We start from the raw sequence: 17,208 nt of genomic DNA on the forward strand, positions 1-17,208 counted from the left end.
CGCGGGCGTCGATCACGACCGCCTTGTCAAACCCGGTTGGAAAATCGGTTGAAGGCGGTCAACGTCTGCAGTCGTGGCTCGACGTCGCGCAGATAGATGTCCTTTCTGAGAAAGGCGATCTCGTCGTCGAGGGCGGTCTCGCAGACGTCGATGTACCAGGATTTCGGCCGACCGTCGCTGCCGTCGGACCAGCGATAGCCGCGACGCTTGAGCGAGTCCTTGAGGTCGAACGGCGACTGCTCCGCCCAGACACGCACCGTTTTCTTCCGCGCGGTCTCGAGCAGGAGCGCGAGTGCCGACGCTCCGGTCGTCGGCAGCGTGAAGTCCAGGATCTCCAGCAGTGCGTGGCAGTCGTCGACGGCCCTGTGGGCCTGGTGGAAGTATCCGGCGCCGTTCAGCAGGTATCCGAGTTGGGCCCCTGCGAAGCCGAGCTTCCGCCAGTCGACCTCGGTCGCGCTGCAGGCCCAGGCTTTTTGCTCGAACACGGGCCAATAACGTTCGGCGAATTTGCGATCGAAGCCGGAATTGTGCGCGATCGCGATGACCGCGTCGTCGACGGATGCAGAGACCGCGACGTCGTCGATCCGGTGGCCGGCCACCATCTCGTCGGTAATGCCGGTGAGCGCCGTGATCTCGGCCGGGATGGGTTCGGACGGCTGGTTGAAGGCTGAGAAGATGTCCCTGACGCCGACGATGCGGCCGTCCGACAGATAGTCGAACTTGACCATGCCGAGTTCGATCACCTCATCCTTCTGGGCATCGAGGCCGGTGGTCTCGGTGTCGAGCAGCACGGCGGTCTTCGTATCCGGACCGAAAGGCGGAGTGAAGGGGACCCGCGGGACAAGGCGACGAAGGACTCGGTAGTCCGCCGACCTGCTCAGTGCGTCGGCCATAGCGGCCAGACTGATGGTATCCTGAAACATCGCTTCCCGAACGGCGTATGATCCGGATCGTACGATAGCGGCGAAGCGTCTTGCCTGGTACAGAAAAGTCGCGTAATGCAGAGGCTTTCCGCAGCGGTTGGCTCATGCCGGTCGCGTTGCGGGGTGATGAGAGATGATGGGCCTTCAAATCGGCCGCCGGACTTTTATTCCCGCGAATGTCCGGCAGCGAACTCGCCGTCATCCAGGACACCAAGTTTCTTCGCGAGCAGTTCGACCGGATGCTACTGAAACTGGTCGACGCGAGCGACGGCTACATCGACTACGCCTCTCTGCGTTTTCCATCCGCCCCTTGCGGACCCGCCGCAAATATGACCTTAACGGCGATCCCGGCCACCACCTGAGCGTGTTGGAGCCCGCCGGAGCAAGCGTTAAACCCGCGAGGATACCGATGATTCCGATCCGCTTCTCCAAACCGATGGGCCTCCGCCTGGATGGTCGGCGCCAGATCCGGCAGGACCCCCGGCTCGGTGTCGATCGTGCCCCGCGACGGCCTTTCGCCTTGCGGGGCACCTGTCCCGTGTAGAGGCAAACGCATGGCTCGGTTCAAAGATTGGTGCGATTCGCTCGACGGGAAGGTCGGGACCCATCACCGCCGGGTCATGACCGGAAAGACCGCGATGCTGGACGCCGGCATCGAGGCGACCGCAGCGGTCGTCCCCGGCCACTATGCGTCTGAGGAACGCGTCGTCCACGCCCTCCGCCGTCTCGGCAAGAAGGGCGCTGCGAAGCTTATCGAGGACAAGCTTCCGACGACGAAACAGATCCGGTCGGGCGATCTCGGGGAGATCTTCGCGACGGAGTGGATCGACGCGTACGGCGGAGGCTTTCGCGCGCCCGTTAAGCGCCTGCGCTGGAAGGACCACCGAAACATGGCGATGCGCGGTGACGACGTCATCGGCATGAAGCTGGACGACAAGACTCAACGCCTGCTGTTTCTCAAGACAGAAGCCAAGAGCTGCGGCAACCTCACTGTTCAGGTCCTCGCGGAGGCCCGTGCCGGCCTGGACAAGGACGGTGGGCTCCCATCGGCGCACGCGCTGACGTTCATTTCGGAGTGCCTATTTGGAATGAACGAGATTCAAATGGTCGACGCGATCGACGACGCGCAACGAAAGTACCGCATCTCGGCACAGAGCGTGACGCATCTGCTATTCGTCTTCACCGGCAACGCCCCGGAAAAGATGCTGACGACCGCTCTGCAAAATTATTCCGGCTTGATCGGCCAATGGGGGATCGGCCTCCACGTGAATGACCACGGAAAGTTCATAGCTGCGGTCTACGACAAGGTGATCGCCGATGCCAACGACGCCTGAAGCGATAGCGGCCGACATCGCGGAAGCGGCCACCGCCGGATTTCGCGGAAGTCTCATTGCGCGGGGCCAGGCGCGCGCGATCATCTGGCGCGACGGAGCCCTGCCTCCGGACGCCCCGGCATTCGCCCCGCAACTCAGCTACGATCTGCATTCCTACGGATACGCGCTTCTCGGACTCGGACTTCGCTTGCTGGAGCTCGGCGGCGACGCGACGCAAGCTAGAACGGCTTTCGAACAAGCCGCGACCGCGCTCGAGTCGGTGATCGCCAAGGGCAATCGCGGCGAGGTCGACCGCGACTTTCATTTCGTCATGGCGGCGGCGAGCTATCATCTCGCGCATTATTCGGCGCGCGCCTATTCGCTGTTGGCCATCGTCGAAGCCGACGAGAACTTCTCTCCGACGGAGCGGGTGCTCGCCCAACTCATGCGTCGGAATTTCCGCGGTTTCCGCCGTACCGCGCTTGACTATCGGGCCTCCGGAGAGGGCAGCGATGAGCACATCATCCACGCCATCCAGGTGGCGACGGAAGGCGTCGACGGAGCCGGAGGCGAGGATTTTCTATTCGACGGTCTCGATGCGGCGCTGACGGACGGGTTCATGGCGGCGATGTCCTTGTTCGCGCAGGCGGTGGAGCGCGGAGAGCGCGGTCTGCTCGACCATGCCTTGGAACGGCTCCGGACCGGCCTGACGATATGCGGCGAGTTGAACATGCTGCCGCAATGGTGGACCCACCGCGTCGCCGTCCATCTCATCGGAGATCTGTGGTCGAACACCTTCCACGAACGGTTGCCACGGCAGCCGGCCGGCGGAGAAGCCGCGGACTGGCCGCGCCTTCGCGAGCTCTTCATCGCGCTGTTGCAGAGCCGTCAGAGGTCGACGCGGCGTCGCGTGCCGTGGATCAGACCGACAATTTGGTCGTTTCGCTGCCAACCAGCGCCGGCAAGACCCGGATAGCGGAGCTCTGCATCCTGCGCTGTCTCGCCGGCGGCAAGCGGGTGGTCTTCGTCACCCCGTTGCGCGCTTTGTCGGCGCAGACGGAAACGACCCTGCAGCGCACCTTCGGTCCTCTTGGCAAGACGATATCTGCTCTTTAGGGCAGCATCGGCGTTAGCGGCTTCGACGAGGACGCCATCCGGGAGCGCGATATAGTCGTGGCGACGCCGGAGAAGCTCGACTTCGCCCTTCGCAACGAACCATCCCTTCTCGACGATGTCGGCCTTCTCGTCTTCGACGAGGGGCACATGATCGGCCTGGAGGAGCGCGAGGTCCGCTACGAAGTGCAGATCCAGCGGCTGCTCCGCCGCTCCGACGCGGCGACGCGGCGGATCGTGTGTCTGTCGGCCATTTTGCCTGAGGGCGACCAACTCGACGATTTCGCGGCCTGGCTGCGGCGGGACCAGTCGGGCGGCGTGATCAAGAACGATTGGCGACCGACCCGATTGCGGTTCGGAGAGGTCGTCTGGTCGAAATCGTCGTCCTCGGCGCATTTGAACCTGCGCGTCGGCGACGAACGACCATGGGTCCGGCGGTTCATCGTCGGAGCGGCCCCGCCGAACTGGGTGCGGCCGAAGCGCGAGCGCAAGATCCCGTTTCCTCGCGACCAGAAGGAGCTTTGCTCGCTGCGGCATGGCGCCTGGTCGAGGACAAGCAGACCGTTCTCGTCTTCTGCCCGCAGCGCCGAAGCGTCGAACCTTTCGCCGACGTCATCGTCGATCTGCACGAACGCGGCTCGCTTCGCTCTCTGCTCGAAGCCGACCCTGCCGTGCTTAGGACGGCGATCGCGCTGGGCGAAGAGTGGCTCGGATCTGACAGTGCGATCCTCAAGTGCCTCCGCATCGGGGTCGCGCTGCATCACGGCGCGCTGCCGACCGCCTACCGCAAGGAGATCGAGCGTCTGCTGCGCGAAGACGTCCTCAAGGTCACCATCTCGTCGCCGACACTTGCCCAAGGGTTGAATCTGTCCGCGACAGCCGTGATCATGCATTCCCTGCATCGCTCCGGCGAGTTGATCAAGACGTCCGAGTTCAAGAACGTCATCGGACGCGCCGGGCGGGCCTACGTCGACGTCGAAGGCATCGTGCTGTTTCCCATGTACGACGAAGCCGCGAAGAAGCAGAGGAGCTGGGAAGCGCTGATCGGCGATCTCAGCGCGCGCAACATGGAGAGCGGGCTGATCCAGTTGATCGCGGCTCTGCTGAACCGAATGCACGCCCGCATCGGCGGCGACATCAACCAATTAATCGAGTATGTCGTCAACAATGCGACAGCGTGGACGTTTCTCGAGATCGCCAATGAGAGCGCAGACGTACGCGAGAGGGCTTTGGAGGACTGGGAACGCCATGTCGCGACGTTAGACACGGCAATCCTGAGCCTGATCGGCGAGGCCGACGTGCCGGACGCCGGGATCGAGGCTGCGCTCGACGACATCCTGCAATCTTCCCTCTGGCATCGTCGGCTGCAACGTCGCGACGGCGCGATCCAGCACGCGTTGAAGGCGGGGCTGGTCTCGCGCAGCCGGCTCATATGGAAAATTCGACCGCGACACGACGTCGGGGGTACTTCCTCGCCGGGGTAGGTCTGTCCGCCGGACATTCGCTCGACGCCATCGCGGCGGAGGCGAATCCGCTCCTGGTCCGGGCCAACGCGGCCGTCGCGCAGGGCGACGCCGACGCGGCGATCAAGGCCATCACGCGGATCGGCGAGCTCGCCTTTGCGTTCCAGCCGTTCATTCCGGACCCCATGCCATACGACTGGCGCGACGTGTTGAAGACGTGGTTGCTCGGTCGGCCGCTCGCATCGACGGCCATCGGCCACGAAACGGAGACGCTGCAATTCATCGAGGGAGGACTGGTCTTCAGGCTTCCGTGGGCGCTCGAGGCCATCCGGGTCCGCGCCACGACGCACGCCGACACCGTCGACGGCATGTCGATCGACGACTACGATCTCGGCTACGCCGTTTCCGCCGTGGAGACCGGGACGTTGAACCGGTCCGTCTCTATCCTCATCCAGGCGGGTTTCAATTCGCGGCTCGCGGCGATCAAGGCGGTCGGCGACACCGGCGCGACCTTCGAGAGCGGTCAGGAGCTACGGCAGTGGCTGGCTTCGAAGGATGTCGACGCGCGAAGCGCGCTCGGCGATTGGCCGACCGTTGAGACCCATGCGATGTGGATCCAGTTCCTGCGGAGCTTCAAGCGCAGCGACAACCGCACGTGGGCGGATCGGCGGTATTGGGCGAACGTAGCCTGGCTCGGCGTTGCGCCTCCGCCGGGCACTCACGTCCAAATCCACGAATTCTCCGGACAGGCACGCGTGCTCGCAGCGGACGGCGCGCCGCACGCTCAAAGGGGACGTCAATCCCGAAAGGATCGGTTTGGCGCGAGCGCAGGTGTCGCTTGAGGCGGGAAGGATCGACATTTCGTATCTTGGTCCAGAGGACTTCCTTTCTGCTGGGCCCCCGTAGCGCCGACCACTCGTCAAGGAGCGCCGTGGCCGGGAGCAGATACGCTCTCGACGCGGCAGGTCGCCGTCGCTCCACATCCGCTCGTTCCAGCTTTCGCAAAGAAGTCTGTCGGCCTGCTGGATCATCGCCTCACCTTTGGCCCTCATCTCCACCGATTGGGCAGCCAGGATGTTGGCCATCGCGCGTGCCTTGCCGAGCTCTTTCGCCAGAGCCTTAACGGTGACGTCGACACCCGCCGAGACGAGGTGTACGGCGGTGACGTGTCGGAAGCTGTGCGGCGTCACATGCGTAGTCCGCAACGTTGGCGTGGTTTCGGCCGCCGCCTTCACATGGGCCGCAAGCTTGAACCGAACGTCGGATGGGCTGAGCGGCTCGCCATAGCGGTTGACGAACAACCGCTGGTCCAATGCACGCGGCTGTCGCTCCAGCAGCGTTTTCAGCAACAGCACGGTTTCCGGCCAGAGTGGGCAGATGCGTTCCTTGCGGCCCTTGCCGGTAAGACGAACGCAACTTGGGCTATCGAACCGGATCGCCCCGGGACACAGATCGAGAGCCTCCTGTATCCGTGCCCCGCTGTTGTAGAGGAACGAGAGCAGTGCGTGATCGCGTATGCTTTCGAGTGTGGAGCGGTTTGGCTGGGCAAGGATCGCTGCTACCACCGCCGGGGCCAGATAACAGGGGTCTGACACCGGAGCCGCTTAACCGGGATGTGAAGGATTTCCACGCACTGAGCGATCGATGCGGGGTTCTTGGTTGCGACGAAGTTGAAGAAGTTGCGGATCGCGGCAAGCCTGCAGTTGCGCGTGCCGATCGTACCGCCACGGTCGTGCTCGGCGTGACGGAGGAAGGCCGCCACCCCGTCGGCAGTCAGATCGGCCAGTGTGATCACCGCCACCTCCTTTTCCGCGCGTTGTGTGGCGAACCGCAGGAACAGCCGCCAGGTGCCACGCTAAGACCGGACCGTGTGGATCGATGCATTACGTTGCTCGACGAGCCATTCGTAGAAGAACGCACGCATCAAATCCGGGAACGCGTTCGCCTTGTTCATCGCCGCACCTCCTATCCCAGATCGAGGAGGAGCGCGGGTTGGCGCTTGCATCAGAGGTATCAGCGTATTTTCAGAGGCATCAGCGTATTTGAAATCACCGCTAGATTAAGGCTTCCAAATATATTCTTGCTTCATTCAGCGTGTTTTCCCAAGCACGTCGGGACGGGGTGCGGTTTGCCGCGCTCACCTTGTGCGTCACCCATAGTCAGCTCCTTTGGTTGCTAAGTTTCTCAGACATCAACCCGCCCTTGATCTCGTCGAGAAGATGCGAGTGTGGCTGGCCGATCCAGGTACAAAGGTAGTCCATGTGAACCAATCGCTCCTCCCTCTTCAGAGCTGGCGATTGTGGAAAGGCTTGCTGTCGCCTTTGCTCCGCCGGGCAATAGGGATCGCGCGCAAGCATGGTCGTGCCGCCCGTCATGTGCCGACGATACAGATATGACCTGGCCACGCATCCCCCGCCGCATTTGGCGAGCAACGAGCACCCGCTGCATCCCTCGACTATGTCCGGATTTGCGTTGCGCTGCCTGAACACGCGAAATTGCGGGCTGGAAATGATCTCCGACAGCTCATTCGTCAGCAGATCGAATTCCGATTTGTAGTCATGTAGATAGACGCAAGGACTCACATGGACCTTGCCGTCTGGCGAGATCGAGTGGATTCTGAATGACGTTCGTCCGCAAGGACATCGCCGAGCCTCCGAGGTGTTGGTCACCGCCGCGATGGGAGGTTCGCCCAGGTCCACGGGATCGCACAACTCCATCAGCCGGGCGAAACCGGCATAGTACATGCTCGGCGGAAGCGCGATCCTCATATGCGCGGGCTCGGTCGGCTTGATCGGGTTGATCCGGACGTTGGCGTCGTGCGATTTCGCTAACTTGGCGAGTGCTTCAATGTGCCCGATGGAGAAGTTCCAGTTCATCGCCGCCATGATGCAAGTCCGCGAGATGCCCTCGCGGCGGCAGATATCGAGCGCCTCCACAGCTTGCCGAAAGATGCTAGCTCCCCGATTTTCATTGTGTTCGTCTTCGAACGGCGAGTCGAACGAGATGTCGCAATCGTTCAACAGACGAAATTCCCGATAGTGATCCTTGTACAACCGCACCAACGATATGCCGCTGGTCGTGAGGCCCACCAGGATGTCCTCGTCCGCGAGCCTCCTGATGATGTAGGGCAGCAAGGTCGCCTTGGGGTTCAACCCATTGGTGAAGAGCGGTTCATTTCCGCCGAGATTGACCGTTTCAACGCCGTGCTTCTTCAATTGATCGACGATCCGATCGATCATCTCGACGGTAAGGTCGCTCCCCTTCTCCCTAGCATTCATGCTGTAGCAGTGCGTACAGCGATATGGACAATCGTTCCCCAGCGTCCAGCCGATATTCTTGATCGCAACCTCGCACTCGGGCAGGTCGCCGAACTCCTGCACCGGGCCCACGTTGAGCTTATAATGTTCGAGCCGGTCGAAGCTGATCGCGAATGGCTTTGACATTTTGAGCCTTCTCATCCGAAGAAAGGATTGGCGTCGGCGTCATACACCAGCCCGGCCGACGCGTAGGCGTGGTCAACCCGTGTCGCCAGCGTCTGGTATTTGATCTTGTTCCCTGCGACCTGAGCGTCAACAAGGCCATCGACGTCATGCTCACCCGACTCAACGGCGTCCAGGAGGAGTTCCATGAAGGCGAGGTCGTGCCGCCGCAGTTCGGTCGCAAGCGCGTGGAATTCGACCAGTTCCTCGTCCTCGAGTGCCTTTGGCGCGCTGATGGCGTCGATCGCTTTGTCGTAAAGGCGAAGATGGCTCTTGTGCCAGCGCTTTAGGCCCGTATAGGCCTGAACCACGTCTTCGTCGGCCAGACGATAGTTTCGGTTGCCAGTCCCATCGTCGTTGGCGTCGATCAGATTTCGTTTTCGCAGCAGCCTCGCGAACGGCGTTCCTTCGGCCGCATACATCTCGGAGAAAATTCCCTTGCTGATCGTCCAAACGTAGTCCGACATGCGACGGTGATTTTCCCGCAACTCTTCCATCGTCGTGCCGTGATCAAAGAGAATGTGCCCGGCTTGCACGTAGATGGCGTGTTTCTTGAAGACATCAAGGGCTTGCAGGTTTTGATCAACGCTTGCACTCTTCGCCATCCTCTTCAATGCGGATTCCGAATAATTCTCAATACCGCACGAAAACGCGAAGAAGCCGGCTCGCTTGAGCGGCCTAATTGCCTCGTCGGTCACGCGATCCGCTCTGATCGAACCTCGCAGGCGCACGCGCAGGCCTCGCGATTGAATATCGTCGGCAAGTTCACGGCACCACAGCTCGTCTCGAGGCGGCTCAATAAGGCTGTCGTCGATGACTTTGAAACACGTCGCCCCGAGGCGGCTAACCTGCTCCAGCTCGTCGACGAAGTTTTCGATCGAACGCTGCCTCCAATGCGAACCATCCGATACTTTCGCAAAGGCAACGATCGAGCAGAACGTGCAGTGGGCTGCGCAGCCGCGTGACGAAAGCACGGGCACAGCGCTCCGCCGCTCAAGTGAGGCGCGGATCGTGTCGCGGCTAGGAAAAGGTATGGCGTCAAGGTTCGCGACCGCTGGCCTGCGCCCGCTACGAACGATCTTGCCGTCGTGTTTGTAGCTGATACCTGAAATGTCGGAGAGGTCCAGTTTACCGAATGCGAAGTGCTCGCTCAACTCGCAGACAGTTTCTTCGGCCTCGCCGAGGACCACGACGTCGAACCCAGCGTTCAGGAACTCATCCGGGTGAAAGGTCGGCCCGTAGCCGCCGGCGATCGTCGGGGTTTGTAGATCACGCTGACGAAGCAGCTGCATGACTTCGATTGCCCGAGCCATATTGGATCGGTAGCAGGAAAATCCGATCCACAGCGGAACCGGCAGCAGGGCTATCGAATCTACGATCTCGTCACTCGTCAGACCGCCCAGCCAACCGTCGATGATTTGGACATTCGCCCCCTTGCTTCTGAGAATACTCGCCAGGTAACCGAGCCCCAAATTTTCCTCGGCGGTACGGTGCGTGATCGGCGCTGGCGTAGCCAGAACTATCGGCGGAATACCGCGTAAGGGTAAGACTGCCTCGCGCAACGCGAACCTCTCGGTATTGCTTGTGAGCTAGTTCGCGGTGCGGGTTACTTCATAATCGCTTCGGCCTCTGCACGAAACGCGTGGCGCGAGCCATCTCGTGAATAGAACATGTGGCCGCCTGGATAGACTACGAGTTTGACGCGCGGTGCTGAGGCAAATGGCGGCAATTGGTCGAGCACGATCTGTGATCCGAAATAAGGGGTGACGAGGTCAAACAGGCCGTGCCCGACTAGCAATTTCATCTTCGGGTCCGCTGCGAGAATCTGGCGCAGCTCCGACAGCGACTCCGGAGGCCCGCGGCCGTAATCCCAAGCCTGCCCGACCGCGTCGTTGACTAGCTCATAGGAGCCGTCCGGCCGCCAGTTTAGCTTGCGCGTAAGGAGATCGACAGTGGCGCTGGTCAGAGGTGCGAGCAGCGTGTCGCTCGACGGATCGTCGGAATGATGGAAATCCGAGTCCGGATACGGATCGAGGCCACGCACTGAAGCGTCATAATTGCCGATTAACTTGCCGTTCTTACGATCGAACTCACGGCCAAACGCGGCGGGGTCGAAGCGGCCCGCGAGCCTGCGACTCACCGCCTGATCGATGCCGGTCAGCGCCGCGACCTTGTCGGCCAGACGCGTGGTCGCTTCCTTGTCCGCCTGACCTTTGATGAGGTCGGTCAGAAACTCTCCGCGTGCATAAGCTTCCACGTCGGCGAGATCGGCTCGCTTTACCGGGCCCTCGGCTTCACGCAGCGTCGCGACATAGCTCGGCAGTGTTGCGATGTATTGCAGCAGGCCAGTGCGGGCGTAGTCGAAGATTGGCGAGACCATTATCAGGCCCTTGACGCCTATGCCCTGCTGCATCTGCAACTGGTGCACAACCTTTGGCCCACGAATGCCCCCATAGCTTTCACCCACGATGTATTTCGGCGACAACAGCCGGTCATGCTTTTCGAGCCAGCGACGGACCACCAGCGCGAGGGCGTTGACGTCGCCGTTAACGGAAAAGAGCCGCTTGCGCACATCATTGCCGGTCCCCACGAAACGGCTATAGCCTGTGCCCACGGGGTCGATAAACACCAAATCGGTGAAATCGAGCCAAGTCTCCGCGTTTGGCCTCACCTCCGGAAAAGTGGATGGCGTGACCTCGTCTGCATTGATCGGCAGCCGCCACGGTCCGGCATTGCCGAACTGCAGCCAAGCCGATGATGAGCCCGGTCCTCCGTTGAAGAAGAACGTTACCGGGCGCGTGCCGCGATCGGTGCCGTCAAGCTGATAGGAGGTATAGACGATGTCGGCGTCCGGCTCGCCCTTCTTGTCGAACAGGCGGATGGAGCCGGCCGTCGCGGTGAAAGAGAGCGTCCGCCCAGGGAGATCAAGCGTTTGCCTGGTGCTGGAGTCCGGCGGCAGGCGATGCTGCTCGGCCGCCGACGGCGTACTCGGCGCTTGGCCGGCGCGTTCGCCGGGGCCGGCGTTCTGGCCGGCTGGCGTTGTGGCATTGGCGGGCGGCGGCGGCGGATTGTCTGCCCGCACGCTCCCCATGATCCCGCAGGCAAAAAGGATCAACGCAAGAGAGGTGCTGCGCAGTGCGGTCGACGACATAGAGGTTCTCCTGTGCAGGGCTTGCACTGTTGGTGCGCAAGGCGTGTCTGTCAAAACGACCTAGTCACTAGCTCATGCGTGGAAACAACAAACCTACTAGAGTCAGTAGTTGTCACCGTCGGCGGGTGCAGATTATATGCCCCCACCATCGCCAATCGCCCCCGATTGGCGGCTTGACCGCTGATCAGCTCAACGCGCTCGGCCTGCGAAGTTCGAAGACCCGTGGAAGCTCCCGTCGTACACGTTTATCCTCCGCCACACCAAAGGGCGGCGACCAGAGCGAAAATCGCGGCGCCCGCAAAACCCTTAGTGACTGCTGACGTAGGCTTGCTCTGATTGTAGGTGATTCAACAGATCGGCCAGGTCGTCGGCGTCTTCCAGGGGAAGGCCATTTTGGGCGACGTCATTGATTAGCGCAGCAAAACCAGTGCGGATGTCGTAGGCCGTCCAGCCATTCGTCTCGGATCGAATATCGTATCGTACAGTCATTCCTCATCATGAGACGCGACATGGTTGTTTTCAAAATCCATGTTTGAGGGTTCAATCGAGTCGAGCGGAACTGTTCGAGCCGGATCAAGAATCTGACAGGCCGTTTCGATCGCTTCCAGATGGCGGTGGTCTTGTCGGGGAAGGGACTTGACGTTTGCCGTGGTTGGGAGTGCATCGCCGTGGTAGAGCCGCCCCCAGAGAGGGCTCTTCCAGCCGGCGAGGTCTCCTCGTGACAAACGAATAGTTTATTCCTGATTGGTACCTCGCATGTCGGGAAGTCGACCTGTGCGCATCGCATCGGCCTGGCCACCGGCTTGCCAGTGATTTCGACCGACATGTTAGGGCGTCATCCAGGGCGACCTTGGACCGGCGTGCCTGACGCCGTAGTAGAATTCTATCGTCGTCTATCGAATGACACGATCCATTGGTTCCCCGCGGGTGCATCATGAGAATATGCGGCCAATCATTCGGGAGAAGATCAGAGCGCAACGCCAAATGGGAGATGGTTTTCTATTTGAAAGTGCTGCGCTTCGCCCTGAATACCTAGCTGACTGGGAGATCGGCGATGCTCTGGTTGTGTGTTCCACGTTGAAGATCCCGTCCTGCGCGAGCGTATCGTGCATGGGAGCCGGTATTCGGAGCAAGGCGAACAAGTGAAAGCCGCAATAGAGAAGTTCGTGGAACGCTCGCTGCGCGAAAACACAGCCTTGGCTGAAGCTGCCAAGGCGCACGGCGTACCGCGAATTGACGTCACTAAACCCGAAAACGCCGATCCTTCAACTAAGGAGTTGGTGTCGCGTCTTGTCGGCTCGTCGGACCCATCTTGAGGTACGAGTCAACTGATGCCATTAGCCGGAGAAAACTGCATGCGCATGTACCACCAGGTGGACGCTTTCGCAGAGGGACTTTTCGCCGGCAATCCCGCAGCCGTTCTCGTTCCTTGACGGATGGCGAAGCTCCAATTGGTCGTCCGACAAGCACCATTTCAGCCTGCTCTTCCGATGAGAGTTCCATGCTACCGCATATCTGCTCTGCTCATTGCATGTCGGCTGTGGCGAGGCGTTGCCTTATTGGTATCGAAGCCCGTCTCTAGGGGCAGGACGGCATGGAACAGGAATTACGAGCGACGGTTGAGCGGGCGATTGTCGCGGCGGTTCGCGTTCACGAACCGCCTCGCTGCTCATCAATCATAGACGCGTCGTCGACACGCGGCGCATGCGGGAGTTGGCGCAGCCCTTGGCGGGTGATCTTCCTCCCTTCGCCTTCATGCAGGCCCCGCAGCCATCGCTCCGGCCCCACCCAAGAGCTTCACGTTGAGGCGGCCGCCGGTGAACAGCATGTCGTCGAGCGCTTCCTCGATGTCAGCTGTGGTCACTGAGTTTCCGCCGTCACGAGCGATGCATGATTGCGCAATGCGTCGCATCAGCTCCTTAATGAAAGCGGCGCTGACGCCCTCAGTGCGGCGCACCGTCTCGGCTACGATCTCCGCCTCAAGCGGCAGGCCCATGCCGTAAAGCCGGATCAGCTTGTCGCGGCCAGTCGTATCAGGCAGCGGCATCTCGATCGCCTGGTCGATGCGGCCGGGGCGACCGGCCAGGGCGCCCTCGAGTTGCTCGGGGCGGTTGGTGGTGAGCACAAAGAGGATGTCAGCGTCTTCCTTCAAGCCGTCCATTTCATTTAGGAGCTTGTTCAGCGCGGCCTCCTCACATGATGTCAAGTCGTCGCGCTTGCTGGCGATCAGATCGACATCCTCGATCACCACCATGGTAGGCTGCAGCAGGCGCGCGAGCGCCATATAGGCGCTCAGCTCACCGACCTCTTCGGCGGTGATGATTAGCGTGGTGTGTCCCGGTAAGTTGGTGGCGAGATAGCGGATGGTGTGGGTCTTACCGGTGCCGGGCGGGCCATAGAGCAGGATGCCCTTGCGGGTCGACTGGCCGAATCGGCGGAGTGCGCCACGCGTGGCGACAAAACTCAACACGTTGCGATCGAGCAATTTGATAGCCTGTTCCCGCAGGACCACGTCCTCGCGCCTCACTGGTGCCAATCGATGCACCATGATGCCTCTTGAGCGGCCGCTGTAATCCGCACCTTTCTCGAATGAGAGAATCTTGCCGCGATAAGAACGTGCCGCGTGTACCGCCCGTTCCAGTTCGTCAAAGCTGCGCTGAACAAAGGCTTCGCCGCCAGACCCCGCAGGGGCAACGATTTCAATCCGGATCCTCGGCTCTTGCTTGAACTCGAACTCAGTAGAGAGCACGACGGCATAGAAAAATTCGCTCGCCCGGCAAAGCCACAGTCCATTGTACAGGCATTTGACCGGCGCCGTCTCGCCAGTATCAACCTGGTGATATTGCGGTGGCACCAGCGAAATCGCATTCTGTCCACGCTTTTTCATCCGAGCGAATGAAAGCGTCTCGTACCTATGTTCTGCATAGGCGCCGAAGAAGCGGACCGGATCGGCGAATAGCTTATCGACCGCGACCTGAACATCGGCCTGCATGTGGCCCGGGAATTGCCGCACAGTTGTGGCGAGTTCGCTCGGCGGTATATTGGTGAAGTGCCACTCAAGCGCTTCGTAGGCATATTCGAATTGCACGTCGGACAGGTCGGAGCCGTCCGGTTCGCCCGCGGCTTCGCCCGTGATCAGCAGGGGACATCCTTCAGCTCGGATACGCTCTTGCGCCGCCTCGAGGAGCGCCTTTGCGACTGAGGGAGGATAGCGTCCGCAGACAGCCTTGCCATGCTGCAAGACGAGTTTGGCGAGCGCAATGGCATCCCGCTCCTGTTTGTCGAATACCTCGCGCAGCAGGCGTACCACGAAACCGAGAGTCGTCTTGCCGTCATTGTGCAAAAGAAGCTGAGTGGGCGCACCGCCTGCGCAGATATTGTCCACAAAGACCCCCGGTGCGTGTTCTAGTTGTTCGGCAGTGTTCGTCATGTGGTTTCCGATCTAAGCTCATCACCGGACTCTTCGGCCGGCTTAGACACGTTATGCAAATTGCTTGCCGCCGCGTTCCTTACGCTTCATCGGCTGAATCCATAAAGAAGACACGCAAAGCCGCCGCAATCCCTCGAAGACCTTTGTCAGCAACCCTACACGCGCCGCAAAGCCAACAGGCGCGATCTCGGACAATGTCAAGCTCGGGCGCGCTGGCATGCGACTTGCCAATTCCTATGCAACGACCCAGGCAAAAAGGATAGCCATGATCAATCTGACGGATAGCGCAATGAATGCGCTCAAGAGCTCGATCTCGGCTTCGGCGCAGCCGACGAGCGGCCTGCGCATCATGGTCGAGGCCGGTGGCTGCGACGCGTTCAAATACCGGATGAGCCTGGCCGACGAGGCTAAGCCTGACGGCACCGTGATCGAGCGCGACGGCGTCAAGGTGATTGTCGTCGACAATAAGGGCCCGTCCATAAACAACTGAGTCATAATTGCCACAGATCGCGAGGATTATTTGCGCAGGATTCACAATGATGAGTCGCGCGACAGCGTCGTGGGATGATTCGAGCCGCTCAGGCGCGCGCCGCGCGGAAGCGCTATCGGGAGATGGCCCCTGTTCTGAATGAACAGAGCCTCCGGCGCTTTGTCGCCCTGGAGGCAAAAGCGCTGGGACACGGCGTGGTAAGCTTGATGTCCGGCATCAGCGGATTGGCGCGCTCGACGATTTATCACGGACTTTCTGACATTCGCGACAACGTGGCGGTTCCGGCTGGACGTGTCCGTAAGGCGGCCGGCGGGCACAAGAAGAAGTCGCCCCGGGATCCAACCCTCGCGGCCGATCTCAAGCGCCTGGTCGACCGATGACGCAGGGCGATCCGATGCAGCCATTGTTGTGGACGACCCGCAGCCTGCGTAACCTCGTGACCGAGCTGGTGAAGGAGCGTCATAAGGTTTGTCCGACGGTTGTCAGCGAGCTTCTGCGCGGCATGGCTACAGCCTGCAAGCGAACAACAAGACACGAGAAGGCGGCCAGCACATCGATCGCGACGCGCAGTTTCAATACACAACACGCAGGCCACGACGTTCCTGGTGGCGAACGAACCGGTCATATCGGTCGACACGAAGAAGAAGGAATTGGTAGGCAATTTCAAGAACAACGGCCGGGAATGGCGTCGCCAAGGCAGGCCTGAGCTCGTCAACATTCATGACTTTATCGATCCCAAACTAAGCCGCGCCGTGCGGTACGGCGTGTACGACATCACCAATAATGTCGGCTGGGTCAGCGTCGGCACGGACCACGACACCGCCAGTTTCGCGGTCAATGCGATCCGCCGATGGTGGCCGGACGATGCGGAAGAAGCGTCATCCGACAGCCAAACACCTGATGATCACGGCCGACGGCGCCGGCAGCAACGGGTCTCGTGTACGGCTGTGGAAGGTCGAGCTTCAAAAACTGGCGGACGAGTTCAAGTTGCCGATCACGGTTCCTGCCGCCCGGCACCAGCAAGTGGAACAAGATCGAGCATCGTCTCTTCTTCTTCATCACCATCAACGCGGGGAAAGCCACTGCGTAGCTATCGCACGATCGTCCAGCTGATCGCCGCGATGACAACACATGCCGGCCTCAAGGTGTGCGCCGAGCTGGACGAATAGAAATATCCCCAAGGCGTCAACGTTTCCGATCTCCAGATGGCTGCCCTCAACAATGCACTAGCCAACCCCACCGTGCCGAACGGGAGTCCGCCCCGGCGGGATCGGTTGAATTCGATGCAGATCATAGTCCTACGCTCGAACTGCTCGTGGACGCGAATGGCGCCGTTGCTGGCGCCAGCGGGCTGCGCCGGCAGAAGCATGATCGCTGGACCGTGCGCGCCGAGGCGGTCGTAATTGCGACCGGCGGCTGTGCGCTCCTTAGCAAGATCCTGGGATCGAATGTTCTGACCGGCGATGGCTCATCTGATGGCCGTGCAGGTCGGCGCTGAATTCAGCAGCATGAAGTTCTCCAATCCATATGTAATCTCGCCGGCCAAGACGCTGTTCTGCGGTTGGGCGACATTCACTTATGAAGACGGCAGCGTTGTCCCCGGTGCGGCGTCGAAGGGCGGGCGCTTGGCCATCGCCCACGCGCTGCTCGAGGGTGCGATCTATGCGCGGCTCGACAAGGCTGACGATGACGTACAGCGTCAGATGCGCGCGTCGCAGCCGAACTTTTTCCTGCCGTTCGATCGTACCGGTATCGACCCGTTTAGGGATCGTTTTCCAAATCGTGCTTAGGCTCGAAGGCACCGTCCGAGGCACCGGCAGCTTTGCATCTTGACGACAGTTGTGCG

The 17,208-nt window shown here is 60.9% G+C and carries 11 protein-coding genes and 4 pseudogenes; 7 read left to right on the forward strand and 8 right to left on the reverse strand.

Going from position 1 to position 17,208, the window contains the following annotated elements; translation table 11 throughout:
• Positions 1-26: 26 nt before the first annotated feature.
• Positions 27-923: a 3'-5' exonuclease gene (locus BRA1417_RS0136935; RefSeq protein ID WP_027520117.1), complete on the reverse strand. Its 897-nt coding sequence runs from the start codon at positions 921-923 to the stop codon at positions 27-29.
• 176 nt (positions 924-1,099) lie between these two features.
• Between BRA1417_RS0136935 and BRA1417_RS0136940 the strand changes: the two genes are divergently transcribed.
• The 3 genes and pseudogenes from BRA1417_RS0136940 (at position 1,100) to BRA1417_RS46395 (ending at position 5,718) form a co-directional block, all read left to right on the forward strand.
• Positions 1,100-1,285, forward strand: coding sequence for a hypothetical protein (locus BRA1417_RS0136940; RefSeq protein WP_027520118.1), 186 nt, complete (start codon positions 1,100-1,102; stop codon positions 1,283-1,285).
• A 276-nt stretch (positions 1,286-1,561) separates the two neighbouring features.
• Positions 1,562-2,257 carry a Hachiman antiphage defense system protein HamA gene (locus tag BRA1417_RS0136945; protein WP_245286321.1) on the forward strand — a complete coding sequence of 232 codons (696 nt, stop codon included), beginning with the start codon at positions 1,562-1,564 and terminating at the stop codon, positions 2,255-2,257.
• Positions 2,241-5,718 (forward strand): annotated as a pseudogene (locus BRA1417_RS46395) (DEAD/DEAH box helicase). Before BRA1417_RS0136945 ends, BRA1417_RS46395 begins: the two are co-directional and overlap by 17 nt.
• A gap of 278 nt (positions 5,719-5,996) precedes the next feature.
• Here the strand turns inward: BRA1417_RS46395 and BRA1417_RS45835 are convergent.
• The 5 genes and pseudogenes from BRA1417_RS45835 to BRA1417_RS0137000 all read right to left on the reverse strand — a co-directional run.
• Positions 5,997-6,407, reverse strand: a pseudogene (locus BRA1417_RS45835) (tyrosine-type recombinase/integrase); the annotation flags it as partial.
• Entirely contained in the window at positions 6,371-6,607 is a 237-nt protein-coding gene (locus BRA1417_RS45840; protein WP_245286322.1) for a hypothetical protein, read from the reverse strand. The pseudogene BRA1417_RS45835 and the gene BRA1417_RS45840, both read right to left, overlap by 37 nt.
• Before the next feature lie 364 nt (positions 6,608-6,971).
• Positions 6,972-8,255: a radical SAM/SPASM domain-containing protein gene (locus BRA1417_RS41455; RefSeq protein WP_198034896.1), complete on the reverse strand. Its 1,284-nt coding sequence runs from the start codon at positions 8,253-8,255 to the stop codon at positions 6,972-6,974.
• 11 nt (positions 8,256-8,266) lie between these two features.
• Positions 8,267-9,853 (reverse strand): B12-binding domain-containing radical SAM protein, encoded by a 1,587-nt coding sequence (locus BRA1417_RS0136995; RefSeq protein WP_198034897.1) that lies wholly within the window; start codon positions 9,851-9,853, stop codon positions 8,267-8,269.
• 44 nt (positions 9,854-9,897) lie between these two features.
• Positions 9,898-11,442, reverse strand: a complete 1,545-nt coding sequence (locus BRA1417_RS0137000) for a S10 family peptidase (RefSeq protein WP_027520128.1) — start codon at positions 11,440-11,442, stop codon at positions 9,898-9,900.
• 1,067 nt (positions 11,443-12,509) lie between these two features.
• Between BRA1417_RS0137000 and BRA1417_RS44515 the strand changes: the two genes are divergently transcribed.
• Positions 12,510-12,758: a hypothetical protein gene (locus BRA1417_RS44515; RefSeq protein WP_156949085.1), complete on the forward strand. Its 249-nt coding sequence runs from the start codon at positions 12,510-12,512 to the stop codon at positions 12,756-12,758.
• A gap of 437 nt (positions 12,759-13,195) precedes the next feature.
• Here BRA1417_RS44515 and BRA1417_RS0137010 read toward each other — a convergent pair whose 3' ends face one another.
• Together BRA1417_RS0137010 and BRA1417_RS44520 are read right to left on the reverse strand one after the other, a co-directional pair.
• The gene (locus BRA1417_RS0137010) at positions 13,196-14,872 is read right to left on the reverse strand and encodes an ATP-dependent Clp protease adaptor ClpS (RefSeq protein WP_156949086.1); all 1,677 of its coding nucleotides are present in this window, start codon (positions 14,870-14,872) and stop codon (positions 13,196-13,198) included.
• Positions 14,873-14,923: 51 nt separating this feature from the next.
• On the reverse strand, positions 14,924-15,067 hold the full coding sequence (locus tag BRA1417_RS44520) for a hypothetical protein (RefSeq protein ID WP_156949087.1): 144 nt from the start codon (positions 15,065-15,067) through the stop codon (positions 14,924-14,926).
• A 70-nt stretch (positions 15,068-15,137) separates the two neighbouring features.
• Between BRA1417_RS44520 and BRA1417_RS41460 the strand changes: the two are divergent.
• From BRA1417_RS41460 to BRA1417_RS45850, 3 genes and pseudogenes are all read left to right on the forward strand, one after another.
• Positions 15,138-15,329: pseudogene (locus BRA1417_RS41460) on the forward strand (HesB/IscA family protein); the annotation flags it as partial.
• Positions 15,330-15,436: 107 nt separating this feature from the next.
• Positions 15,437-16,528 (forward strand): annotated as a pseudogene (locus tag BRA1417_RS45845) (ISAzo13 family transposase); the annotation flags it as partial.
• Between the two features lie 309 nt (positions 16,529-16,837).
• Entirely contained in the window at positions 16,838-17,152 is a 315-nt protein-coding gene (locus tag BRA1417_RS45850; protein ID WP_245286323.1) for a hypothetical protein, read from the forward strand.
• Positions 17,153-17,208 lie beyond the last annotated feature (56 nt).

This window comes from Bradyrhizobium sp. WSM1417 (assembly GCF_000515415.1).
Classification (GTDB): domain Bacteria; phylum Pseudomonadota; class Alphaproteobacteria; order Rhizobiales; family Xanthobacteraceae; genus Bradyrhizobium.

What these genes read in the sequence shown, in the direction of transcription:
- BRA1417_RS0136935 (WP_027520117.1), bottom strand. Translation starts at nt 923, where the DNA reads ATGTTTCAGGATACCATCAGTCTGGCCGCTATGGCCGACGCACTGAGC.
- BRA1417_RS0136940 (WP_027520118.1), top strand. Translation starts at nt 1,100, where the DNA reads ATGTCCGGCAGCGAACTCGCCGTCATCCAGGACACCAAGTTTCTTCGC.
- BRA1417_RS0136945 (WP_245286321.1), top strand. Translation starts at nt 1,562, where the DNA reads ATGCTGGACGCCGGCATCGAGGCGACCGCAGCGGTCGTCCCCGGCCAC.
- BRA1417_RS41455 (WP_198034896.1), bottom strand. Translation starts at nt 8,255, where the DNA reads ATGTCAAAGCCATTCGCGATCAGCTTCGACCGGCTCGAACATTATAAG.
- BRA1417_RS0137000 (WP_027520128.1), bottom strand. Translation starts at nt 11,442, where the DNA reads ATGTCGTCGACCGCACTGCGCAGCACCTCTCTTGCGTTGATCCTTTTT.
- BRA1417_RS0137010 (WP_156949086.1), bottom strand. Translation starts at nt 14,872, where the DNA reads ATGACGAACACTGCCGAACAACTAGAACACGCACCGGGGGTCTTTGTG.
- BRA1417_RS45850 (WP_245286323.1), top strand. Translation starts at nt 16,838, where the DNA reads ATGGCCGTGCAGGTCGGCGCTGAATTCAGCAGCATGAAGTTCTCCAAT.